Annotated in this window: 19 protein-coding genes; 14 read left to right on the top strand and 5 right to left on the bottom strand. The window is 63.6% G+C overall.

The features are described 5' to 3' along the window. Nucleotides 1-7 precede the first annotated feature (7 nt). Entirely contained in the window at nt 8-748 is a 741-nt protein-coding gene (locus tag QNO18_RS16425; RefSeq protein ID WP_283178549.1) for an SDR family oxidoreductase, read from the top strand. Nucleotides 749-762: 14 nt separating this feature from the next. After that, nucleotides 763-1602 carry a fumarylacetoacetate hydrolase family protein gene (locus QNO18_RS16420; RefSeq protein ID WP_283178548.1) on the top strand — a complete coding sequence of 280 codons (840 nt, stop codon included), beginning with the start codon at nt 763-765 and terminating at the stop codon, nt 1600-1602. A 169-nt stretch (nt 1603-1771) separates the two neighbouring features. Here QNO18_RS16420 and QNO18_RS16415 read toward each other — a convergent pair whose 3' ends face one another. Further along, nucleotides 1772-2872: a lactonase family protein gene (locus QNO18_RS16415; protein ID WP_283178547.1), complete on the bottom strand. Its 1101-nt coding sequence runs from the start codon at nt 2870-2872 to the stop codon at nt 1772-1774. A 144-nt stretch (nt 2873-3016) separates the two neighbouring features. Here QNO18_RS16415 and QNO18_RS16410 point away from each other — a divergent pair, with 144 nt between their 5' ends. From QNO18_RS16410 to QNO18_RS16365, 10 genes are all read left to right on the top strand, one after another. Then, complete coding sequence (locus QNO18_RS16410; RefSeq protein WP_283178546.1) at nt 3017-3787, top strand: IclR family transcriptional regulator; 771 nt, start codon at nt 3017-3019, stop codon at nt 3785-3787. Nucleotides 3788-4344: 557 nt separating this feature from the next. Then, nucleotides 4345-5508: a CaiB/BaiF CoA-transferase family protein gene (locus tag QNO18_RS16405; RefSeq protein WP_283178545.1), complete on the top strand. Its 1164-nt coding sequence runs from the start codon at nt 4345-4347 to the stop codon at nt 5506-5508. Next, nucleotides 5505-6629, top strand: a complete 1125-nt coding sequence (locus QNO18_RS16400) for an extracellular solute-binding protein (protein ID WP_283178544.1) — start codon at nt 5505-5507, stop codon at nt 6627-6629. The genes QNO18_RS16405 and QNO18_RS16400 overlap by 4 nt, the downstream gene beginning before the upstream one ends. A gap of 67 nt (nt 6630-6696) precedes the next feature. Beyond that, on the top strand, nt 6697-7884 hold the full coding sequence (locus QNO18_RS16395) for a substrate-binding domain-containing protein (protein ID WP_283178543.1): 1188 nt from the start codon (nt 6697-6699) through the stop codon (nt 7882-7884). Between the two features lie 58 nt (nt 7885-7942). Further along, nucleotides 7943-8671 carry an ATP-binding cassette domain-containing protein gene (locus QNO18_RS16390; protein WP_283178542.1) on the top strand — a complete coding sequence of 243 codons (729 nt, stop codon included), beginning with the start codon at nt 7943-7945 and terminating at the stop codon, nt 8669-8671. Beyond that, complete coding sequence (locus QNO18_RS16385) at nt 8664-9383, top strand: ATP-binding cassette domain-containing protein (protein ID WP_283178541.1); 720 nt, start codon at nt 8664-8666, stop codon at nt 9381-9383. The genes QNO18_RS16390 and QNO18_RS16385 overlap by 8 nt, the downstream gene beginning before the upstream one ends. Beyond that, the gene (locus tag QNO18_RS16380; protein ID WP_283178540.1) at nt 9383-10315 is read left to right on the top strand and encodes an ABC transporter permease; all 933 of its coding nucleotides are present in this window, start codon (nt 9383-9385) and stop codon (nt 10313-10315) included. Before QNO18_RS16385 ends, QNO18_RS16380 begins: the two co-directional genes overlap by 1 nt. Continuing rightward, nucleotides 10312-11274: an ABC transporter permease gene (locus QNO18_RS16375; protein ID WP_283178539.1), complete on the top strand. Its 963-nt coding sequence runs from the start codon at nt 10312-10314 to the stop codon at nt 11272-11274. The genes QNO18_RS16380 and QNO18_RS16375 overlap by 4 nt, the downstream gene beginning before the upstream one ends. A 15-nt stretch (nt 11275-11289) precedes the next feature. Continuing rightward, on the top strand, nt 11290-12435 hold the full coding sequence (locus QNO18_RS16370) for an alpha-hydroxy acid oxidase (RefSeq protein ID WP_283178538.1): 1146 nt from the start codon (nt 11290-11292) through the stop codon (nt 12433-12435). A gap of 434 nt (nt 12436-12869) precedes the next feature. Beyond that, nucleotides 12870-13382: a CHAP domain-containing protein gene (locus QNO18_RS16365; RefSeq protein ID WP_283178537.1), complete on the top strand. Its 513-nt coding sequence runs from the start codon at nt 12870-12872 to the stop codon at nt 13380-13382. Between the two features lie 116 nt (nt 13383-13498). Here QNO18_RS16365 and QNO18_RS16360 read toward each other — a convergent pair whose 3' ends face one another. After that, nucleotides 13499-14155: a peroxiredoxin gene (locus QNO18_RS16360; RefSeq protein ID WP_283178536.1), complete on the bottom strand. Its 657-nt coding sequence runs from the start codon at nt 14153-14155 to the stop codon at nt 13499-13501. A 290-nt stretch (nt 14156-14445) separates the two neighbouring features. Between QNO18_RS16360 and QNO18_RS16355 the strand changes: the two genes are divergently transcribed. Beyond that, nucleotides 14446-15891: an aldehyde dehydrogenase family protein gene (locus QNO18_RS16355; RefSeq protein ID WP_283178535.1), complete on the top strand. Its 1446-nt coding sequence runs from the start codon at nt 14446-14448 to the stop codon at nt 15889-15891. Between the two features lie 139 nt (nt 15892-16030). Here the strand turns inward: QNO18_RS16355 and QNO18_RS16350 are convergent, their stop codons facing one another. Further along, the gene (locus tag QNO18_RS16350; protein WP_283178534.1) at nt 16031-17068 is read right to left on the bottom strand and encodes an FAD-dependent oxidoreductase; all 1038 of its coding nucleotides are present in this window, start codon (nt 17066-17068) and stop codon (nt 16031-16033) included. 98 nt (nt 17069-17166) lie between these two features. Here QNO18_RS16350 and mnmD point away from each other — a divergent pair, with 98 nt between their 5' ends. Then, nucleotides 17167-17841 carry a tRNA (5-methylaminomethyl-2-thiouridine)(34)-methyltransferase MnmD gene (gene mnmD, locus QNO18_RS16345; RefSeq protein ID WP_283178824.1) on the top strand — a complete coding sequence of 225 codons (675 nt, stop codon included), beginning with the start codon at nt 17167-17169 and terminating at the stop codon, nt 17839-17841. Here the strand turns inward: mnmD and QNO18_RS16340 are convergent, their stop codons facing one another. After that, nucleotides 17842-19476: a DUF4139 domain-containing protein gene (locus QNO18_RS16340; RefSeq protein ID WP_283178533.1), complete on the bottom strand. Its 1635-nt coding sequence runs from the start codon at nt 19474-19476 to the stop codon at nt 17842-17844. 157 nt (nt 19477-19633) lie between these two features. Next, a complete protein-coding gene (locus QNO18_RS16335; protein WP_283178532.1) occupies nt 19634-20230 on the bottom strand; it encodes a TetR/AcrR family transcriptional regulator in 597 nt (198 codons plus the stop codon). Nucleotides 20231-20234 lie beyond the last annotated feature (4 nt).

Genomic DNA, 20234 nt, shown 5'->3' with positions numbered 1-20234 from the left:
GAGAGACATGATGCAAAGACTTGCGGGGAAACGCGCGCTGATCACGGCGGCGGGGCAGGGGATCGGCCGCGCCAGCGCCGAACGCATGGCCGACGAGGGGGCCGAAGTTATCGCGACCGATGTGAATGAGGCCCTGATGGCGGAACTGGCGGGTCTGCCGGGGATCACCGCGAAAGTGCTGAACGTGCTTGACCCGGGCGCGATCACCGCGCTGGTCGCTGAAATCGGGCCGGTCGATATCCTCTTCAACTGCGCGGGCGTCGTCCATAACGGCACCGTGCTTGAGGCGACCGAGGCTGAATGGGATTTCGCCTTTGACCTGAACGCGAAGGCGCAGTTTCGCATGATCCGCGCCGTGCTGCCGGGGATGATCGCGAAGGGGAATGGCTCGATCATCAATATGTCCTCGGTCGCGGGGCCGAAAAAAGGCCCGGTCAACCGCGCGGTCTATTCCGCATCCAAGGCCGCTGTGGTTGGCCTGACCCGCGCCGTGGCTGCCGATTATGTGGCCCAGGGTATCCGCTGCAATTCGATCTGCCCGGGTACTGTCGACAGCCCCAGTCTGCATGAGCGGCTGAAGGCCACCGGCGATTACGAGGGCGCGCTGAAAGCCTTTATCGGCCGCCAGGCGATGGGGCGGCTGGGCCGGGCCGATGAGATCGCGGCACTGGTCTGCTATCTGGCCTCGGACGAAGCAGGCTTCACCACGGGGACCGAACATGTCATCGACGGTGGCTGGACCACCTGAGCGAAGGAGCTGCTATGAAACTCGTACGTTATGGCGCGCGTGGCGCCGAGAAACCCGGCCTGATTGACGAGGACGGGAAGCTGCGCGACCTCTCCGGCCATGTGGCTGATATTGCGGGCGATGTGCTGGCGGATCTGTCGGTGCTGGCAAAGATCGACCCGGCCACGCTGCCGCTGGTTGCGGGCAATCCGCGCCTTGGCGCCTGTGTCGGCCAGACCGGCAAATTCATCTGTATCGGTCTGAACTATTCCGACCACGCCGCCGAAAGCGGCATGGCGGTGCCGCCCGAGCCGGTGATCTTCGCGAAATACACCTCGGCGATTTGTGGGCCAGATGATCCGATCCTGATCCCGCGCGGATCGGACAAGACCGACTGGGAGGTCGAGCTTGCGATTGTGATCGGCAAACGCGCGAAATACGTCTCGGAAGCCGATGCGATGGACCATGTCGCGGGATATTGCGTCTGCAACGACGTCTCGGAGCGCGCTTACCAGATCGAGCGCTCGGGCCAATGGTCCAAGGGCAAAAGCTCGGATAATTTCGGCCCGATCGGCCCCTGGCTGGTGACGCGGGATGAGGTCAAAGACCATGACAACCTGCATATGTGGCTGAAGGTGAATGGCGAGACCATGCAGGATGGGACATCGGCCACCATGGTCTATAAGATCCCGTTCCTGGTCTCTTACCTGTCGCAGTTCTTCACGCTGCATCCGGGCGATGTGATCTCGACCGGCACCCCGCCTGGTGTTGGCCTTGGTATGAAACCGCCGCGCTATCTGAAGGCGGGGGATGTGGTGGAACTGGGGATCGAAGGCCTCGGCACCCAGCGTCAGATCTGCGAGAACGATGCGTAAGAAAAGGGGGCGCTCGCGCCCCCTCTGAGCCTTTCAGGCTCATTCACCCCCTGAGGATATTTAGAGACAGAAAATAGCAAAGTGGTGCCTGTTTCTCATTTTCTGTCTCTAAATATCCTCGGGGTGAGCGCCGTCAGGCGCCGGGGGCAGAAAGCCCCCCGCTCCGGCCTCAACCTGAGGCGGCGAATTTCAGACACATCGGCGTGCCGATCTCAAGATATATGCCGCTGTCTGACAGGGCCCCGCTTTCACCATCGCGCCTCAGCACGCTCACCCGGTCGGAATTCTGATTGGCGACGAGGAGATGTCGCTCCGAAGGCGTCAGCGCGATATTTCGGGGTGTGGAGCCGCCGCAGCTTACCAGATGTCGTGACCCGAACCTGCCCGTTGCCGGATCGACCGGGATCTGTACGATGCTGTCATGCCCGCGATTGGCGCCATAGAGAAAGCGGCCATCTGAGGAAACCCGGATATCCGAGCAGTGGTTTCCGGACAGGGCATCACCCGGAACCGTATGGCGGTGGTCTGTTTCAGAGAGCGCGCCCGTGGCGTCATCCCGGTGGTATGAAGTGATCGAGGAGTCGAGTTCATTGATTACAAAGAGGAAATGACCACAGGGGCTCAGCGCCATATGTCTTGGGCCGGAGCCTGGGCGGGTGGGGGTGAGCGACAGTCGCTCCGGTCTGCCAGCCGCGTTGATCCGGTAGCTCACGAGCGCGTCCATTCCCAAATCGGCGACGATCAGCTGTCCGTCGGCGGTTTCGGCCACGCTATGGGCATGCGCGCGTTCCTGGCGGTCAGGGTCCGGGCCCTGACCCACATGCGCCGCAGTACCCACCGCCGGCGAGAGGCTGCCATCCTCGCGGATGTCGAACACCACCAGCGACTGGTCTGGTCCGCCTTCTCCCACGGTATAATTGACCACGTAAAGCCGCCTGCCATCGCGCGAGATCAGGCTATGGGCGGTGATGCTGCCAAGGCCTGGCTGGGTGTTCAGGTAAGTCAGGCGCTGGTCCCTGTGGTCATAGCGCAGCGCGGTGACCAGCCCCTCGCGCCATTCGGCCACTTCAGAACTGGCATAGATATGGCGCCCGTCCGGCGTGACCGAAAGGAAGGTCGGATTGTCGATCCCGGGGAAATGCGCGCGCGGCGCGAAGGTCAGCAGTGATTCGTCAAAGGCAAAGACATGGAGCCCGTCACCGCGCGCGCCCTGAAAATAGGGGGTCTCGCGGTTCAGGGTGCCGATGACCAGAAGCAGTTTCGCGGCCATTTCTTTCCTCCCTTTGAAATACGGCCTCGCGCTGGTTCCTGCGCGGGCGTATTCCATATTTAAAATCTTATGTTGTCAGTAAACCCCGTTGACCTCTTCGCGTCAATTCGTAGCATCGCAGTGCAGGATTTCACAGGTAAAACCATGAGTGACATTGAAGACGAGGGCCGCTACCGGGCGCCGGCGCTGGATAAGGGGCTCGACATGATCGAACTGCTGGCGGCACGCGAAGAGGGGATGACGCTGAAAGACATCGCCACCGCACTTGGTCGCTCCCCGACCGAGCTTTACCGGATGCTCGACCGGCTGGCGCGCAGGGGCTATGTCTCGCGCCATGGCGACAGTTATCAGCTGACGATGAAGCTTTTCCTGATCGCCCATCAGCGCCCGCAGATCCGTCGGCTGATTGCCCAGGCCATGCCGGCGATGCGGCGTTTTACCAATGTGGCAGAGCAGGCCTGTCATCTGGTGAAATATGACCGTGGCGATCTGGTGATCATCGCTCAGGTCGAGGCGCCGGGCTATTGGGGTGTCACCATCCGGGTCGGCGCGCAGATCGGGCTGGTGAATTCCGGCTCGGGGCATGTGTTCCTTGCCTTCGCCTCGCCCGAGGAAAAGGCGCTGATGTATGAGGAGCACGAGCCGATGCCCTATGAGGTTGCGCCGCCCGGGCTGGAAGAGCGGCTCAAAGATGTGCGCCGTCAGGGCTATGAGTCGATGGAAAGCCAGCAGACCCCGGCCGTGGCCAACCTTTCTGTGCCAATCCTCGGCGCCAATGGTGCGGTGCAGGCGGTGCTGACCTGTCCCTTTGTGCGGCGGCTGGAAAACCCGAATGCGCCTGATCGCGACCGCGTTTTGCGGATCCTGGTGGAAACCTGTCGCGAGATTTCCAGCCCGGGCGAGGCGGCGGACTGACCGCTATCCCATCTGACCGGGCAAAAACATAAGGACGGACGGCTCTGATGGCCTGCAGCATCGGCCCCGGGGGCGGTGGTTAATTTCTTACGCCCCGCCTTAGCCCTCATAGAGCAAAGTGACGCCGGAGCGGTGCAGTCAGGTCCCCCGGCCTCACAATCAGTCCGCAGCCCCGCCCAGGATGTGACTGACCGTCTTGCTACAGAAGATCCCGAACCGGCGGTGCCAGTCACTTCGCAGTCGTCATGATGGCGCAATACCATGCAAGGCCCGCGCATCGTCGTGGCTGCCCGCCAGACGCAGCGCCATCCAGGCCATGATTCCAGCCCTAGGGCTTTCCTGTTGCTGTTAATGGGACGGTTTCAAAGGACGGTCAGGAAGGGCATTCGCCTGCATTTTTCGCAGTCATTTCCGGAACCTGTTGCAGAGGCTTGCGGGGTGCGTTTGGGGGGGCGGGCGTTTTCAGGCTTGCGGCAATCTTCCATAAATGAAATTATCCTTTACATACGAAATGCCAAACGCCTTTGGGAGGGGCGCGGCAGGGGGGGGGAGAATCCATGACGACCGAGACCGTGACGCTGCCTCTTGAGGGGCTTGTCGTGCTGGATATGAGCCAGTTCCTCTCTGGCCCCTATTGCTCGCTCAGGCTGGCGGATCTGGGCGCGCGGGTGATCAAGATCGAGCGCCCCGATGGCGGTGATCTGTCGCGCCGTCTCTATCTGTCGGATACCGAGATCGGCGGCGATTCCACTATTTTCCACGCGATCAATCGCGGCAAGGAAAGCCTTGCGATCAATATGAAAGACCCTGCCGATCTGGCGGCGCTGAAAAAGCTGATCACGCGGGCAGATGTGCTGATCCAGAATTTCCGCCCCGGCGTGATCGAGCGCCTTGGCCTCGATTATGGCGCGGTGCGCGCGATCAATCCGGCGCTCGTCTATGCCTCGATCTCGGGCTATGGCGATGAGGGGCCCTGGGTGATGCGGCCGGGGCAGGATCTGCTGGCGCAGGCGCGCTCGGGGCTGATGTGGCTCAATGGCGATGAGGGGCAGGGGCCGGTGCCCTTTGGCCTTGCGGTGGCCGATATGCTGGCCGGTGCGGCCTGCTGCCAGGGCATTCTTGCGGGGCTTGTCAGGAAGGGCATCACTGGCAAGGGGATGCATGTCCAGACCTCGCTGATGGAGGCGCTGATCGACTTTCAGTTCGAGGTGCTGACGACCCATCTGAATGACGGTCGCCGGGTGCCGAAACGGTCGGAATACCGCTCGGCCCATGCCTATCTCTCGGCGCCTTACGGGGTTTATGAGGCAAAGGATGGCTGGTTGGCGATTGCGATGACGCCGATCGCGCGGCTGGCTGACCTGATGGGGATCGAAAGCCTCGCGCCTTACCGCGATGACCCGAAACTGGCCTTCTCGCAGCGCGATACGATCAAGCAGCTGATCGCCGACAAGGTCGCGACCGAAAGCGTCGACCACTGGCTTTCGGTGCTGGAGCCGGCGGATATCTGGTGCGCCAAAGTGCTCGACTGGCCGGAACTCCTGGCCTCCGAGGGGATGCGCGTTCTCGACATGCTCCATACCGTGACCCGCGAAGATGGCGTGTCCATCGAGACGACCCGCCTGCCGATGCGGCTGAACGGGCACCGCCCCGCCAAACCCGGTGCGGCGCCGCTGATCGGCGCCCATTCCGCCGCCATCCGTAAGGAGTTCGGCCTGTGATAAAGCTTAAAGGCATGACCTGGAGCCATCCGCGCGGCTTTGATCCGATGGTCGCCTGCTCGGCCATCTGGGCGGCAGAGCGCGGCGTCGAAATCACCTGGGAAAAGCGCTCGCTCCAGGATTTCGAAAGCTATCCGGTCGAAGACCTTGCCCGCGCCTATGATCTGATCGTGATCGACCACCCGCATGTCGGCCAGATCACCCGCGAGAACTGCCTGACCCCGCTGGACCTGCCGGGCCGCGAGGCCGATCTTGCCGCGCTGGCGGCCGGGTCCGTGGGCGCGAGCTTTCCAAGCTATACCTGGCAGGGCCGGCAATGGGCCTTTCCGATTGATGCCGCGACCCAGGTGCTGGCCTTTCGCCCGGATCTGATCGACGCGCCGCCCGCCAGCTGGGCCGAAGTGGTGGCGCTGGCGAAAGAGGGCCGCGTGGCACTGTCGCTGCGCCCGCCGCATTCGCTGATGTCGCTTTACACGCTTGCAGGCAATATCGGCACGCCCTGCCAGGTGACAGGGGAAGAGATCATCGACCCCGCAACCGGTGCCGGGGTCTGGGAGATGCTGCGCGAGATCGCGGATCTGGTCGACCCGGCCTGTTCGGGCCAGGACCCGATTGCGGTTTTCGAGGAAATGGCGCGGCCTGAAAGCCGGATTGCGGTGGCGCCGCTGATCTATGGCTATGTCAATTATGCCATTCCCGGTTTTCGCCCCCGGCTGATCCGCTTTGCCGATATGCCGGTGGCGGGCGCAAATGGCCCGGTCGGATCTGCGCTTGGTGGCACCGGGATCGCGGTCTCGGCCTTTTCCGGGGCGCGGGATGCGGCGGTGGATTTCGCGTTCTGGATCGCCTCGGATGCGGTTCAAAGGGGGGCTTTCGCGGCCTCTGGCGGTCAGCCCGGTCATGCCGGGGCCTGGCAGGACGAATCGGTCAATGCCGCCAGTTCGGATTTCTATCGCGCGACCCGGGCCACGCTGGAAGGCGCCTGGGTCCGGCCGCGCCATGACGGCTATATGGCCTTCCAGCACGCCGCATCGACCCGCATCACCGAAGGGCTGGCCGCGCGCGAGAGCGCCGGCCCTGTGATCGCAGATATCAACCGGTTGTTCCGGGAGAGTTTCTGACGGGGAGAGATCACCGCTGCGCCGGAACACACAATCCGGCCGGCGTAATTCAGGGAGGAGGAACCCGATGACGAAGAGAATGGCGCGGCTCTGCGCTGCGACGGCACTGACGGCATTCGCGATGCCGGTATTCGCGCAATCGGTGGAAGAGGTGATCGCGGCTTTGCCCGAGGGGCTGAAGTCGCAATATGAGGGCGCCCCCCAGGCTATCGGCACCGCGCCGCTCGCGGATTTCACTCCGAAAGCAAAGCCTTACAAATGGTGCCATTCGGAAAGCTACCAGGGCAACCCCTGGCGCGTATCGGTCACCAATGAGCTGAAGCGCCTTGTGGACGGGCTAATCGCCGAGGGCGTGGTCTCGGATTTCGAGATCTCGGATTCCAATGGCGATGTCGGTCAGCAGATCAGCCAGATCCGCGCTTTCATCGACAAGGGCTGCGGCGTGATCACCTCGATCCCGGGCTCGGCCACGGGGCTTGATGAGGCGATTGCGGCGGCGTCAGCGGCGGGGATCCCCTTTGTGACGGCGGCGGGTTCGGTCACCGCGCCTACGGCGGTGAATGTCGACAGCAATTATTCCCGCTGGGGCTATGAGATGATGGATGCGATCGGCCGCGCGCTGCCCGAGGGCGGCAATGTGCTGATCGTTGAAGGCATCGCCGGCCACCCGATTGTGGCGCAGGAACGCGCTGGCGCCGATGCCGCCATGGCCGAACATCCGAACCTGAAAATCGCCCGCGTCGTCAATGGGGACTGGACGGCGAATGTCACCAAAACCGTTGTGCTGCAAACGCTTGCCACCAATCCGGCGCCGATTGACGCCGTCTGGTCGGCGGGGTCGGAAAGCCGCGTCATCGCCGAGGCTTTCGCCGAAGCCGGTCGCCCGGTGCCGCTGATCACGGCGTCGATCACCGGGGATGCGCTTGGCTACTGGAAAGCCAATCCCGAGGGCTTCCGCTTCGAGGGCCATGCCGTGCTGCCGGGCTGGACGGCCCAGACGCTTTACCGTACCGCCGCGCGGATCATGGATGGGCAAAAGCCGGTCCTGAACACGCTGATGATCCCGCTGCCGCCGGTGCATGAGGCGGATCTGGCGACCTGGTACCAGGATTGCATGACACCCGACGCGGTGTCGGTTTTCCCGGTGCCGCCGACCGATCCGATGCCGGAAGACTGGCTTGATGCCTATTTCACGAATCCCGGCGCGAGCCCGGCCTGGGATTACGCGAAGACCCCCGGCGCCTGCGCCAACTGATCCCGCCATCAAGCCGCGCGTCCGATGACGGGCGCGCGGTCAAAAGAAAGACAGGACCATGCTGGAGATTTCCGGCCTGACAAAGCGCTACGGCGAGACGCTGGCGCTGCGCGGGGCCACAATCACCTTCCGCCCCGGCACCATCCACACGATTCTCGGTGAAAACGGCTCGGGGAAATCGACGCTTGTGAAACTGCTTTCTGGCATCGTGGCGCCCGACAGTGGCACGATCCGGATGGAGGGGCGCGAGATCACGGCCCGCAGCCCCGCCGGTTTTCGCGAGGCCGGTTTCGCCACCGCTTTCCAGGAGGTGCTGATCGCGCCGGACCGGTCGGTCAAAGACAATATCCTTCTGGGTCTTGACGGGTTTTTCCGCCGCCATATCCCACGCTCAGGCCGTGCCGCCCGGGCGGCAGGGGTGCTGTCGCGCTTTGCCTGTACAAAGATCGACCCCGAGGCGCTGGCGGGCGCGCTGCCGCTGGCGGCGCAGCAGCTGGTGGTGCTCGCCCGTGCCGTCGCGCGCACGCCAAAGGTGCTGATCCTTGATGAGATCACCGCCGCGCTTGATTTTGCCGACCGCGATTCCGTCTTCGCCTTCATGAAGCGCAGCGCCGCTTCGGGCGCGACGCTTCTGTTCATCACCCATCGGATGGATGAGGTCATAGCACTGTCTGATGATATTTCCGTGTTGCGTTCGGGGCAGGTCGTGCGTTCCGGCCCGCGCGCTGATGCGACGCCCTCAGAGCTTTTGAGCCTGATGGCGCCGGAAGGAGGCCGTCATGGCTGATCTGAGTGCAACCGGCCTCACCCTGCGCCCGGGCGCGCGCGCCTTTTCGGCGACCATCGGCGCAGGCGAGATCCTTGGCCTCGCGGGTCTCGATGGCCACGGCCAGGATGCCTTTCTGCGCAGTCTGACGGGGCTCGGGAAGACCGGCGGCGAGGTCGCGCTGAATGGCGCACGGATTGGCAGCTTCCGCGACGCGGAACGGGCCCGCATCGTCTATGTGCCGCGTGACCGCCGCGCGACGGGGATTTTCCCCGGCCTCTCGATCCTCGACAATTTTGCGATTGCCACCGCCGGGCGTGACCGGCGCGGCCCGCTGATCTCACCCGCTGCGCGCCGTGCCCGTTATGAGATCTGGCGCGAGCGGTTGCAGATCAGGGCGCCATCGCCCGAAGCGCCGATCACCGCACTTTCCGGCGGCAATCAGCAAAAGGTGTTGCTGGCGCGGGCTCTGGCGCGCGAGCCGGAGGTCCTGTTGCTGAACGACCCGACGCGCGGTGTCGATGTGGCGACGCGGCATCTGCTTTATGATCTGTTCCGCGATCTGGCGGGAGAGGGGATGGTGCTGGTGATCCTCTCCTCCGAGATCGAAGAGATCCTCGCTTTGTGTCACCGCGTCCTGGTCTTCCGTGACCACGGTCTGGCTGCGGAATTGTCAGGAGAGGCGATGCAGACCGATCAGGTGATCGCCGCCATGTTCGGGAGGGCAGGCTGATGCGGGTTCTGGGACGCTATACATTCGCCATTGCCATTCTCGTGATGCTGCTGGTCGCCAACCTGGTGATGAACCCGGTGCGGTTTCATCCGGCGGCCTGGGGCACGCTTCTGGGTATGGCTGCGCCACTGATCGGCGCGGCTCTGGCCTCGACCCCGGTGATCCTGGCCGGGCGGGGCGGCATCGACATCTCTGTCGGCCCGGTGATGGCGCTGGTCTCGGCGGTGGTGATCAAGGTGCTCTATCTTGATCACGGGCTGAGTTCACCCCTGATCCTCTGGCCGGCGGCGCTTCTGATCGGGGCACTGATCGGCGCGTTCAACGGGTTCATGGCGGTGATCGTGCGGGTACAGCCCATTGTGGCGACACTCGGAACCTATCTGATCCTTGGTGGGCTGACGCTGACCATTCTGCCCGCGCCCGTCGGCCCTGCGCCGGACTGGCTGAAGGCGATGGCAGGGGGCTGGAGTTTCCTGCCCCTCGGCGTGATCGGGCTTTTGTGGTGGGGGCTGAGCCGTATGCCATTCCATGACCAGCTGATGGCTGTAGGCTCGGATGACCGCGCGGCCTATACCGCCGGGGTGCCGGTCTCGCTGGTCCGCTTTCTGGCTTATGTGATCACCGGAATGCTTGCGGCAGCGGCGGGGATGATGCTGACCGCGCTGATCGGATCGGCCGACCCGAAAGTGGGCGCGAATTATACGCTGATCGCGATTGCCGCCGTGGCGCTTGGCGGCGTCAGCCTCGCGGGCGGCAAGGGCGGCCTTCTGGGCGCGGCCATTGGCGCCTTTGACATCTTCCTGCTGCAAAGCCTGCTCACCGCGTTCAATGTCTCGACCTATGTGTTGCAGGTCGCTTATGGCGCGATCCTTGTCACGGCGGTCGTGCTGATCGCGCTCCAGGATCGCGGCACGAAAAGGAGCCATGCATGAGCCGGTATCTCACAGGAATGAAGGCGCGGATCATCGGTGCCTTTCTGGTCGCGGCGCTGCTGCATCTGATCGGGACCGTGTTGATCCCGGGCTATTCAGCGCCCTTTGCGATCCGGGCGCTGCTGGTCATCGCCGCGCTGCTCGCGGTGGCGTCGGTCGGGCAGACGCTGGTGGTGATCCTTGGTGGCATCGACCTCTCGATCCCCTTCATCATCGGCTTTGCCAATGTGACGGCGGCACAGCTTTATGGCCAGGGCTGGCATTTCGGGCTGGTTTGCCTCGTTGTCTTTGGTCTCGCGATCCTGATCGGTGCGCTGAACGGGGCGCTGTCACGCGGGCTGAACATCCATCCGCTGATCGTGACGCTGGGGATCGGCATGATCGTCCAGGGCCTCGTGCTGATCTGGACGAAGGGGTTTCCCACGGGATCGGCCCCGAAATCGGTGTCGTCTTTCGTGTCGATCAGGGGATCCTTTGGACCGTTGCCGGTGCCGGCGCTGATCCCGGCGCTTTTGGTGATGACCATCGTGATCGTGCTGGTGCTGGAGCGGACGCCCTGGGGCCGCCGTCTCTATGCGCTTGGCGCGAATCCCGGCGCAGCGCCCTATGCGCTGATCAATCCGCTCTGGGTCTGGACCTCGACTTTTGCCGCATCGGCGTTTTTCGCGGCGCTGGCGGGGATCCTGCTTCTGGGCTTTACCGGGTCCGCTTACGGTGACGTTGGCCAGCCCTATCTGTTCCAGACCATCGCGGCGGTCGTGGTCGGAGGGGCAGCCCTGGTGGGCGGGCGCGGCAGTTACATCGGCACCCTGGCCGGCGTGCTGGTTCTGACCGAAATCAACACCCTTCTGATCGGCTTGAACTTTTCGCCTGCCTCGGTACAGGCTGCGTTCGGCGCGATCATCCTGCTCCTCGTCTCGCTTTATGGGCGGGAGCGCCATTTCCGCACAACCGTCTGAACCGGAACCCGTCTTATGCGTCTGAGCGATTGCCACAATTTTCACGACTTCCGCCGTCTGGCGAAGCGTCGCCTGCCGGGGCCGATTTTCAATTATATTGACGGCGCGGCCGATGATGAGGTGACGCTGCGCCGCAATACGGCAGCCTTTGAAAGCGTCGATCTGGTGCCGAATGTCCTGCGCGGGGTCGAGGAGATTGACCTTTCAACCACGGTGATGGGGCAAAAGCTGGACCTGCCGGTCTATCTGTCGCCGACCGCGCTGCAGCGGCTGTTTCACCACCGGGGCGAACGCGCGACCGGTGCCGCGGCCGAGGCCTATGGCACCATGTTCGGCTGCTCGTCTCTGGGCACCGTTTCCCTGCAGGAACTGCGCGAAAAGCATCGCAGCCCGCAGGTCTACCAGTTCTATTTCCACAAGGACCGGGGCCTGAACCGCGCCATGATGCAATCGGCGAAAGAGGCCGGCATCAATGTTATGATGCTGACGGTGGACAGCATCACCGGCGGCAATCGCGAGCGCGATCTGCGCACCGGATTTTCGATCCCCTTCCGGCTGACGCTGGGCGGTATGTTCCAGTTCGCGATCAAACCGGCCTGGGGGATCAACTATGTCACCCATGAGAAATTCAGCCTGCCGCAGCTGGATGCCCATATCGATATGAAGGGCGACAGCCTGACCATCGGGCGCTATTTCACCGAGATGCTCGACCCGTCGATGACCTGGGATGATGTCGAAGAGCTGCGCGCCGAATGGGGCGGAGAGTTCTGTCTGAAGGGCGTGATGAGTTCTGATGACGCCCGCCGCGCTGCAGATACCGGCTGTTCCGGGATCGTTTTGTCGAACCATGGCGGGCGGCAGCTTGACGGCTCGCGCACCGGCTTTGATCAGCTGGATGAGGTGGTGCAGGCGGTGGGCGACCGGCTCGATGTGATGATCGATGGCGGCATCCAGCGCGGAACGCATGTGCTGAAGGCGCTGAGCCTTGGGGCAAAGGCGGTGGGGCTCGGGCGATTCTACCTCTTCGCACTGGCGGCGGCGGGGCAGGCGGGGATCGAACGCGCCCTTGGCCAGATGAAGGCCGAGCTGACCCGCGATATGCGCCTGATGGGGGCGAAGACCATCTCTGATCTGAACCGCGACAACCTGCGATTCCGCTGACGGCAGCTGACAGGGCGGGGGAAACGGGCGGGGGAATCGGGGGGGCTGATGCCCCCCTTTTTCATGGGCGACGGTCAGTATGGGCGATGCTGCGATGCAGAAACAGGCAGATTGCAGGCTTTTCGTGATCGGCAGAAAAAGGACCTGATCGGTGAAATGCCTGGTCGGAAAGGCGCTTACGGACATATTTCAGGGTTTTTCGGGCCGGAACTGGCTGAATTGGCGCCACTTTCTGCTTGCCGCATTGCGGCGCCTGGCAAAGATCCGCCAATCGCCGAAATATGTCGAAACAAAAACTTGATTCAAATCTGGTTCCCCGGCTTTGTCCTGCAACAGCCCTGCACAGACCGGGCCATGAGCAGATCAACAAGACGACGCCGGAACGGGACCACATGATTTTCACCGCTGCAAAACCGCTTCTCCGGAGCTTGGCCGTGCTTTGTGCCGCTCTGACGCTGAGTGCCTGTATGGGCCGCGATATTGCGCCGGAAGGACCGGACAGCTCGATTTTCGGCAGCGTTGATTCGGGGCGTCAGGCGATGGCGCTGCTGGAGGCAAAGCAGAAGCAGTCGAAGGGTCAGCGCGTCTGGTGCGTTCCCTTTGCCCGCACCGCGAGCGGTGTCGACCTGCGCGGCGATGCGAAAACCTGGTGGAATGCAGCCGCCGGCCAATATGCGCGCGGCAACCAGCCCCGCCCGGGCGCTGTGATGGCTTTTTCGGCAACGCGGAAAATGTCGCGCGGCCATATCGCTGTGGTCTCGGAAGTGATTTCCGAACGCGAGATCCGCATCAACCATGCCAACTGGGTCAAAAACAAGGTCCAGATGGATATGAAAGTTGTTGATATCTCTCGGAAAAACGACTGGAGCGACGTCAAGGTCGAGCGCGTTGCGGGCGAGATGGGATTGTCTTCCTATCCGGTCAACGGCTTTATCTATCCGAACTGAGACCGTTCCGGGATCGTTGATCCCGCATTGTTCAACCGGTAAATCAAATTGAAAAGGGGAGGCAGCGTGCCTCCCCTTTGTTATTTATGCCTGTCGCTTTTGGAAGCTGAGGCGCCTCAGCCCGGCTGTTTCGCGAAACGCAGGTAAGGCAGTTTGATATCGAGCTCGCCATATTTCTCGGCAGCCTGGTCGTTGTTCAGGCTGAGTGCCACGATCACGTCCTGGCCGGGGATCCAGTCGGCCGGGGTCGCGAGCGGCTTGCCATCAGTGAGCAGAACCGCATCGACCGCGCGCAGGATCTCGGCGAAGTTGCGGCCGACCGACATCGGGTAATAGATCGTGAAACGGACCTTTTTATCCGGCCCGATGAAATAGACCGCGCGCACGGTCGCGGTATGGGCCGGGGTGCGGCCGTCGGTCGGGATGTAGTAATCCGCCGGCAGCAGGTCATAGGCTTTCGACACGGCAAGGCTGGTATCGTCGATGATCGGGAAATCGGCCGGCGCGCCGCCGAAGGCCTCGATATCGCGCTTCCATTTCTCATGATCGGCTTTGCCATCGACCGAAAGGCCGATCACCTTGATGCCGCGCTTTTTCCATTCCGGAATCAGGCGGGCAACGGCGGCGAATTCGGTGGTGCAAACCGGGGTGAAATCGCGCGGATGGCTGAAGATGATGCCGTAGCTGTCCCCGAGCCAGTCGTGGAAGCTGATGGTGCCGGCGGTGGTGTCGGCGGTGAAATCGGGGGCGATATCGTTTATGCGGACGGACATGGAAGCACTCCTCGGGAATTTCCTGCGCCAGATTTACGCTTTGTGGGAGAATATTTCATCCCCCACGATGTTGTCGCGGCAAATTAGAACAGCTTTCCTGACCAGGCCGCAGGCAGCGGAAAGATTTTGGTGTCTTGCAGGTTTCGCCAGCAGCAGTCTTCCCGGGAATGGCGGGATGGGGGAGAGCAGGCTTGCGTCCTGGCCCGGGAAAGCGCTAATTTTGATCAAATGCTTTCGGGCCTGTCCTCATGATCTGTCCGAAACCGCCACTCCCAGAACCGAGGCCGGATATGCTCACCAAACGCGACTTCTACATCAACGGCGCATGGGTCGCCCCTGCAAAACCCCGCGACTACCAGGTGATCAACCCGTCGAATGAAGAGCCCTGCGCGGTGATTTCTCTGGGAGATCAGAGCGACACAGACCGTGCGGTTGCTGCGGCCAAGGCGGCCTTGCCGGCCTGGCGCGCAACGCCCCCGGCCGAGCGGGCGCGGCTGGTGGCGGCCATTCTCGACCAGTATGAGGCGAGAAAGCAGGAATTCGCCGAAGTGATCGCGATGGAAATGGGGGCGCCGATTGATTTCGCGCTGGAAGAACAGGCGCCCTGCCTGCCCTGGCATACCACCAATTTCCTGCGCGCTTTCGAGCATATTGAATGGATCCGCCCGCTGGGCGATCACGCGCCGGGCGCGGCCATTGCGCTGGAGCCGATCGGCGTCGTCGGGCTGATCACGCCCTGGAACTGGCCGGTCAACCAGATCGCGCTGAAGGCCATTCCGGCGATGCTGGCGGGCTGCACCTGCGTGCTGAAACCCTCGGAAGAGGCGCCGCTGGATGCGATGATGTTTGCCGAATTCTGCCATGCGGCGGGGATCCCTGCCGGTGTGTTCAACCTTGTGAACGGGGACGGCGCCGGGGTCGGATCGCAGCTGTCCTCACATCCGGATGTCGAGATGATCTCGTTTACCGGCTCGACCCGCGCCGGTCGGGCAATCTCGAAAACGGCGGCCGAGACGCTGAAACGTGTCACGCTGGAACTGGGCGGAAAGGGGGCGAACCTGCTGTTTGCCGATGCGCGCCCGGATGCGGTGCGCTGGTCTGTGGCGCGGATGATGGAGAACACCGGACAAAGCTGCAACGCGCCCTCGCGTCTGCTGGTCGAGCGCCCGGTCTATGACAGGGTCGTGGCCGAGGCGGCAGATCTGGCCAATGCGATTGCGGTTGGCCCGGCGGATCAGGCGGGGCCTCATATCGGCCCGGTGGTGAACAAGCGGCAATGGGATCAGATCCAGGCCTATATCCGCAAAGGCATCGAAGAGGGCGCCCGCCTTGTTGCAGGCGGGCCCGACCTGCCAGAGGGCTTCAATCGCGGCTTTTATGTCAAGCCAACGGTCTTTGCCGATGTGAAGCCCGGCATGACCATTGAGCGCGAAGAGATCTTCGGGCCGGTCCTGGCGATCATTCCCTTTGACAGCGAGGAAGAGGCGGTCGCCATCGCCAATGACACGCCATATGGGCTGACCAATTACGTCCAGACCGAAGACCAGGCCCGGGCCAACCGGCTCGGTCGCGCGCTTGTGTCCGGCATGGTCGAGATGAACGGCAAATCGCGTGGGGCGGGTGTCTTCTTTGGTGGTGTGAAGCAATCGGGCCGTGCCCGTGAAGGCGGCATCTGGGGGCTTGAAGAGTTCCTCGAGCCGAAAGCGATTTCTGGCTACGATTTCTCGATTGGCTGATCGCGACGTAAGACCGGCCCCAGGGCCGGTCTTTGCCTCCGGCGGGGATATTTAAGGACAGATGAAAACCCTTAGCTGATTTCATCTGTCCTTAAATATCCCGGGGGTGAGCCGCAAAGCGGCGAGGGGGCAGTGCCCCCTATAGCAAGGTATCCGGAAGAAATGCCGCCGGAATCAAGTCGCGCCCTTCGGCTATAAGGTCGGCGAGCAGCTCTGCGCAGACCGGCGCCATGCCAAAGCCGGTCTTGAACCCGCCATTTGCGATGAAATGCCCCGGCCGGCCGGGCCAGGCCCCGATCACAGGCGAACGGCTTTTCGCGCGGGGGCGGATGCCGGCCCAACGTTCCAGAACCTCGGCCCCCTGCAGCACAGGCAGCACTTCGCATGCGCGCGCGATCAGTGTCTCGGCCTGGGCATCGGGCCCGGCTGTCAGCCAGGCGCTTTCGCTGGTTGATCCGACCGCCACTGTACCGTCACCATGTGCAACGATATGGAGCCCCGGCGCATAGATCTGTGGCGCCTCCCGCGCATCATGGCGCAAGAGCACCGCCTGGCCCTTCACGCCTGCGCCCAGCTTACGGCCGAAATGAGCCGAGAGGTCCGCGAGCCCCTCATATCCGGTCGCATGAACCACGCGACCCCGGTCGTCTGCCGCTTCCTGCCTGATCACCACCCCCCTGGCGCGCAGCGCATGCGCGAGCGAAGCGAGCGCCCGGCGAGGAGAAATCCGGGCCGTCAGCGTATCCGAGATCAGCCAGCCGCTTGGGGAGGCAGGCTCCCAGGGGGCGCCCGTGGCCGGGATCACCCGCCATTCGGCAGCACCTTGCCAGAGGTCGCGCGCGGCTGCCTCCCGGGCGCGTGCCAGCTCCAGCGCGGCTCTGTCGGCCACTGCCTGCAACCGGCCCGCCCGCAGATAAAGCGGATCGGTCCCAGTGGTGTGATGGACCTCGTCCCACCAGGCCCCGGCCATGATCAGGCTGCGAAACTGCAGCGCCTTCATCTCATTCCAGGCCTCAGGCGCATGTGGTGCCAGGGCGCCGACCAGGCCGCCCGAGGCGCCGGCACCGATGGCGCGCGTCTCGATCACCCGCACCCTTGCGCCACGCTTTGCCAGCGCCCAGGCTGTGCTCAGCCCGAAGATCCCTGCGCCGCAGACCGTCACATCGACGCTTGCCATCCCGCCTCCGCTGTCGCATGGGGCATCAACCCGTCAGGTGAGCCATGCCCGAGATTCCCGAAACCGACTTTCCCGAAACTGACCTGCCCAAAGCCGTCATGCCCGGAACCGCCAGTCTCAGCTGGCTAGAGGATGCGATACCCGTCGCCACCAGGTTTGACGATCCCTATTTCAGTCTGAAGGGCGGGCTGGAGGAGACGCGCCATGTCTTCCTTGGCGGCAATGATCTGCCGGCGCGGCTGCAAGACGGATTCCGCATCGCCGAACTGGGCTTCGGCACCGGGCTGAACCTCCTGACCCTCGCGCTGGCCTGGCGCCGGCAGGACCCTGAGGGCACGGGCCTTTTGCATTATACCACATTCGAGGCTTTTCCGATGGCGGTGGAGGATATGGCCCGCGCGCTGCGGCATTTCCCCGAAGCCGCAGCCATTGCCGCGCCGCTTCTGGCCGCGATGAGCGCGGGCGAAGCCCGTTTTCGACTGCCGGGGATCGCAGTTGAGATCGTGCATGGCGATGTACGGGATACGTTGCCGGCCTGGACAGGGCGGGCCGATGCCTGGTTCCTGGATGGGTTCTCTCCGGCGAAAAACCCGGAAATGTGGGGCGAGACGCTGATGGCCGAGGTTGCGCATCACACGGCAAAGGGCGGCACTTTCGCCACTTATACCGCGGCCGGCCATGTGCGCCGCGCCCTTGCAGGGGCCGGGTTCGAGGTCAGCCGCCTGCCCGGTTTCGCGGGCAAGCGGCATATGTCTGCGGGGGTTTTGCGCTGATCAGCGCAGCACCATCCCGTCGGGCCAGCTCATCGTATAGCCGAGCGAGATCTCTTGTTTTGTGCCGGCCTCCAGATCGAATTCCCAGGCCATGATGCCGCGCTGACCCTCGACATCCGTCACCGTCGGTTGTGGCGAGATCGTGGTCTTTACGCTCAGATCCTGCTGTTCCGAATAGGGCACCTGGTCGATCACCTTCACCGGCCAGCTCTCGGATCCGAGGTTTTCGATCCGGAGGATCGCGGTCTCACTCAGCTGGTTCGAGGTCGAGAACACGCCGGTCTGACCGCTGTCGCGCTGCGGCATGTCGCGGCTCAGCGTGATGCTGTCCAGCGCGCCGAAAGCGATTTCGGTTTCTTTGCCGGCGGGGATCAGGCCAAGGCTGGTGGTGCCGACCAGTACCCCTTCGCGGTAAAGCAATGCCTCCCCTGGCAGCAGGGGCTCGCCGGAACTGTTGGTGAATTTTGCCATGACAAAGGCGCTTTGGTCGCGGGCGGGTACGGCAAGAGCGAAGATCCCGGGCTCTGCCTGCAACTGATCGAGCGAGAGGCGCAGATCTTCGACCCCATCGGCGATATCGACCTTGCGCGGGTAATGATAGACCACGCTATCGCCTTCCATCGCGGCATTGGCGCGCAGGATTGCCGGTTCGGCGGCCACAGCTGCGGGGGCGGGGGCCATATCCATCTGACCCGCGCCCATACTGCGCGCCATTTCTGCGGCGGGGGGCTGTTCCTTTTCGATCCAGCGCTGCCAGGGCCAGAGCGTCGAAGGCGCAGATTGTTCGGAGGGGCGCGACGAAGACAATGTCAGGTCGACCCCGCTCCAGTCCTCGCCGGTCTCCTGGCTCACAAGGACCGAGCGGTCGATGGTGAGGCCCGCGCCATCCTTGCGCGTCAGGCGCAGGTCGTAGAAGGGCCGCCAGCTGGCCGCATCGACATAATGGGTGAGGGTGATGGTTTTGGACCCGGCCTCTGTGCTTTCAAAACTGACTGAAAGCACCGCGTAATCCTGTGCAGCGGACGGCAGGGCGGCGAAGCTGGCCTCGGCGTCAGCCAGCGCCTTTTGCGCCTCTTCCAGAGCTTTTTGCGCCGGCCAGAGATCGGCGCGGGCAGCGCTGGCTTCCCCGGCGGCGGCGAGGGTTTCCTCACCGATCACTTTCGCAAAATCACGCAGCGTTTCTGCGGTAGCGCCTTCAGGTGGCTGGCCGCTGATCGAGGCGAGATAGCCTGCCCTAGCATTGGCGGCCTGGATCCGGGCATTGCCTGCTTCGACCGCTGTGGTTGCCGCGCGCAACCCGGCCTCCGCCGCCTCAACAGTGGCTTTCGCAGCCTGCTGATCGGGGGTCAGCACTTCCCCCCGGGGCGGAAGCCGGTCGCTCCGCAGCGAGAAGGCGCCGGTCGAGATGCCCTCTGCCGCCGCCAGTTGCATCAGGCCCGGTGCGGTATCGGCCGGCAGATCGGTGATCAACAGCTCATGCGTCCCGGCAGAGGGGCTGTCGAAGGTCACCTCGCGGGTGATTTTAGCGCCCTGAGGGTAGACGGTGACCGAGGTAATCTGGCTGCCGGCGGTGATCGTGTCGGCAAGTGCGGGGAAGGCGGTGGTGGCCAGAAGGGCCGCAAGAAGGGCACGCATGGAACGGCTCCGGTAAGGGATGACTGCACCAGGCTAGCGCTGCGGGGCGGGCATCGGCAAGAATGGAAAACCCGGCCCAGGGATCGGGGGCCGGGCTGCGTTACAAGTTGTCCCGGGGTGCGGGCGTGATCCCCGGGGCTAGAGGACCCGACCGGGCTCAGGCCGGAAAGCCCCGGCACAGCGCCAGAACAAGATCCGACATCTCGGCATCAAGCTGTGCGCGCGGCACGGCGATGAACCTGTCCTGCAAGGCAAGTTGCACCGCCCCCTGGACCGCGCCGAAAAAGGTCCGCACCCGGATCATCAGCGCCTCCTCGCCAAGCGCAGGGAAGACCTGCGACAGCGGCACCGCGATCAGGGCCATCAGCGCCTCCTGCTCCATTCGCATCCAGTCAGGCAGGGGCTTTTCTGGTGCAAGCTGGAATTCAAACAGGGCCGCCCATTCTTTCTGGCGGTCCGAGGCAAAGGCGATATAGGCCCGCGTCTGCGCCTGGAGCCGTTCCACCGGCGGCGCATCGGCACCGACAGGGTCCAGCGCGGCGCGCAACTCTGCGAGCGTCCTTGTATTGACCCGCATCACCAGCTCATCAAGATCGCCAAAGGCTGTGTACAGCGCCCCGAGCGCGCAACCGGCCTCGGCGGTGATCTCGCGCGCCTTCAGATGCGCAAGGCCGCGCGTCGCGATCTGGCTCGCGGTCACCGCGATCAGCCGCTCGCGCAGGTCTTCCTTGCGTGCCTCGCGATTGCCTGCCATGTCG

The sequence above is a fragment of the Gemmobacter sp. 24YEA27 genome (assembly GCF_030052995.1).
Classification (GTDB): Bacteria; Pseudomonadota; Alphaproteobacteria; order Rhodobacterales; family Rhodobacteraceae; genus Pseudogemmobacter.
Note: the sequence above shows the minus strand (reverse complement) of the source record. Positions and strands in the feature narration are given on the sequence as shown.

What these genes read in the sequence shown, in the direction of transcription:
- mnmD (WP_283178824.1), top strand. Translation starts at nt 17,167, where the DNA reads ATGCCCGGAACCGCCAGTCTCAGCTGGCTAGAGGATGCGATACCCGTC.
- QNO18_RS16350 (WP_283178534.1), bottom strand. Translation starts at nt 17,068, where the DNA reads ATGGCAAGCGTCGATGTGACGGTCTGCGGCGCAGGGATCTTCGGGCTG.
- QNO18_RS16380 (WP_283178540.1), top strand. Translation starts at nt 9,383, where the DNA reads ATGCGGGTTCTGGGACGCTATACATTCGCCATTGCCATTCTCGTGATG.
- QNO18_RS16420 (WP_283178548.1), top strand. Translation starts at nt 763, where the DNA reads ATGAAACTCGTACGTTATGGCGCGCGTGGCGCCGAGAAACCCGGCCTG.
- QNO18_RS16340 (WP_283178533.1), bottom strand. Translation starts at nt 19,476, where the DNA reads ATGCGTGCCCTTCTTGCGGCCCTTCTGGCCACCACCGCCTTCCCCGCA.
- QNO18_RS16425 (WP_283178549.1), top strand. Translation starts at nt 8, where the DNA reads ATGATGCAAAGACTTGCGGGGAAACGCGCGCTGATCACGGCGGCGGGG.
- QNO18_RS16410 (WP_283178546.1), top strand. Translation starts at nt 3,017, where the DNA reads ATGAGTGACATTGAAGACGAGGGCCGCTACCGGGCGCCGGCGCTGGAT.
- QNO18_RS16370 (WP_283178538.1), top strand. Translation starts at nt 11,290, where the DNA reads ATGCGTCTGAGCGATTGCCACAATTTTCACGACTTCCGCCGTCTGGCG.
- QNO18_RS16415 (WP_283178547.1), bottom strand. Translation starts at nt 2,872, where the DNA reads ATGGCCGCGAAACTGCTTCTGGTCATCGGCACCCTGAACCGCGAGACC.
- QNO18_RS16375 (WP_283178539.1), top strand. Translation starts at nt 10,312, where the DNA reads ATGAGCCGGTATCTCACAGGAATGAAGGCGCGGATCATCGGTGCCTTT.
- QNO18_RS16335 (WP_283178532.1), bottom strand. Translation starts at nt 20,230, where the DNA reads ATGGCAGGCAATCGCGAGGCACGCAAGGAAGACCTGCGCGAGCGGCTG.
- QNO18_RS16395 (WP_283178543.1), top strand. Translation starts at nt 6,697, where the DNA reads ATGACGAAGAGAATGGCGCGGCTCTGCGCTGCGACGGCACTGACGGCA.
- QNO18_RS16390 (WP_283178542.1), top strand. Translation starts at nt 7,943, where the DNA reads ATGCTGGAGATTTCCGGCCTGACAAAGCGCTACGGCGAGACGCTGGCG.
- QNO18_RS16355 (WP_283178535.1), top strand. Translation starts at nt 14,446, where the DNA reads ATGCTCACCAAACGCGACTTCTACATCAACGGCGCATGGGTCGCCCCT.
- QNO18_RS16385 (WP_283178541.1), top strand. Translation starts at nt 8,664, where the DNA reads ATGGCTGATCTGAGTGCAACCGGCCTCACCCTGCGCCCGGGCGCGCGC.
- QNO18_RS16360 (WP_283178536.1), bottom strand. Translation starts at nt 14,155, where the DNA reads ATGTCCGTCCGCATAAACGATATCGCCCCCGATTTCACCGCCGACACC.
- QNO18_RS16405 (WP_283178545.1), top strand. Translation starts at nt 4,345, where the DNA reads ATGACGACCGAGACCGTGACGCTGCCTCTTGAGGGGCTTGTCGTGCTG.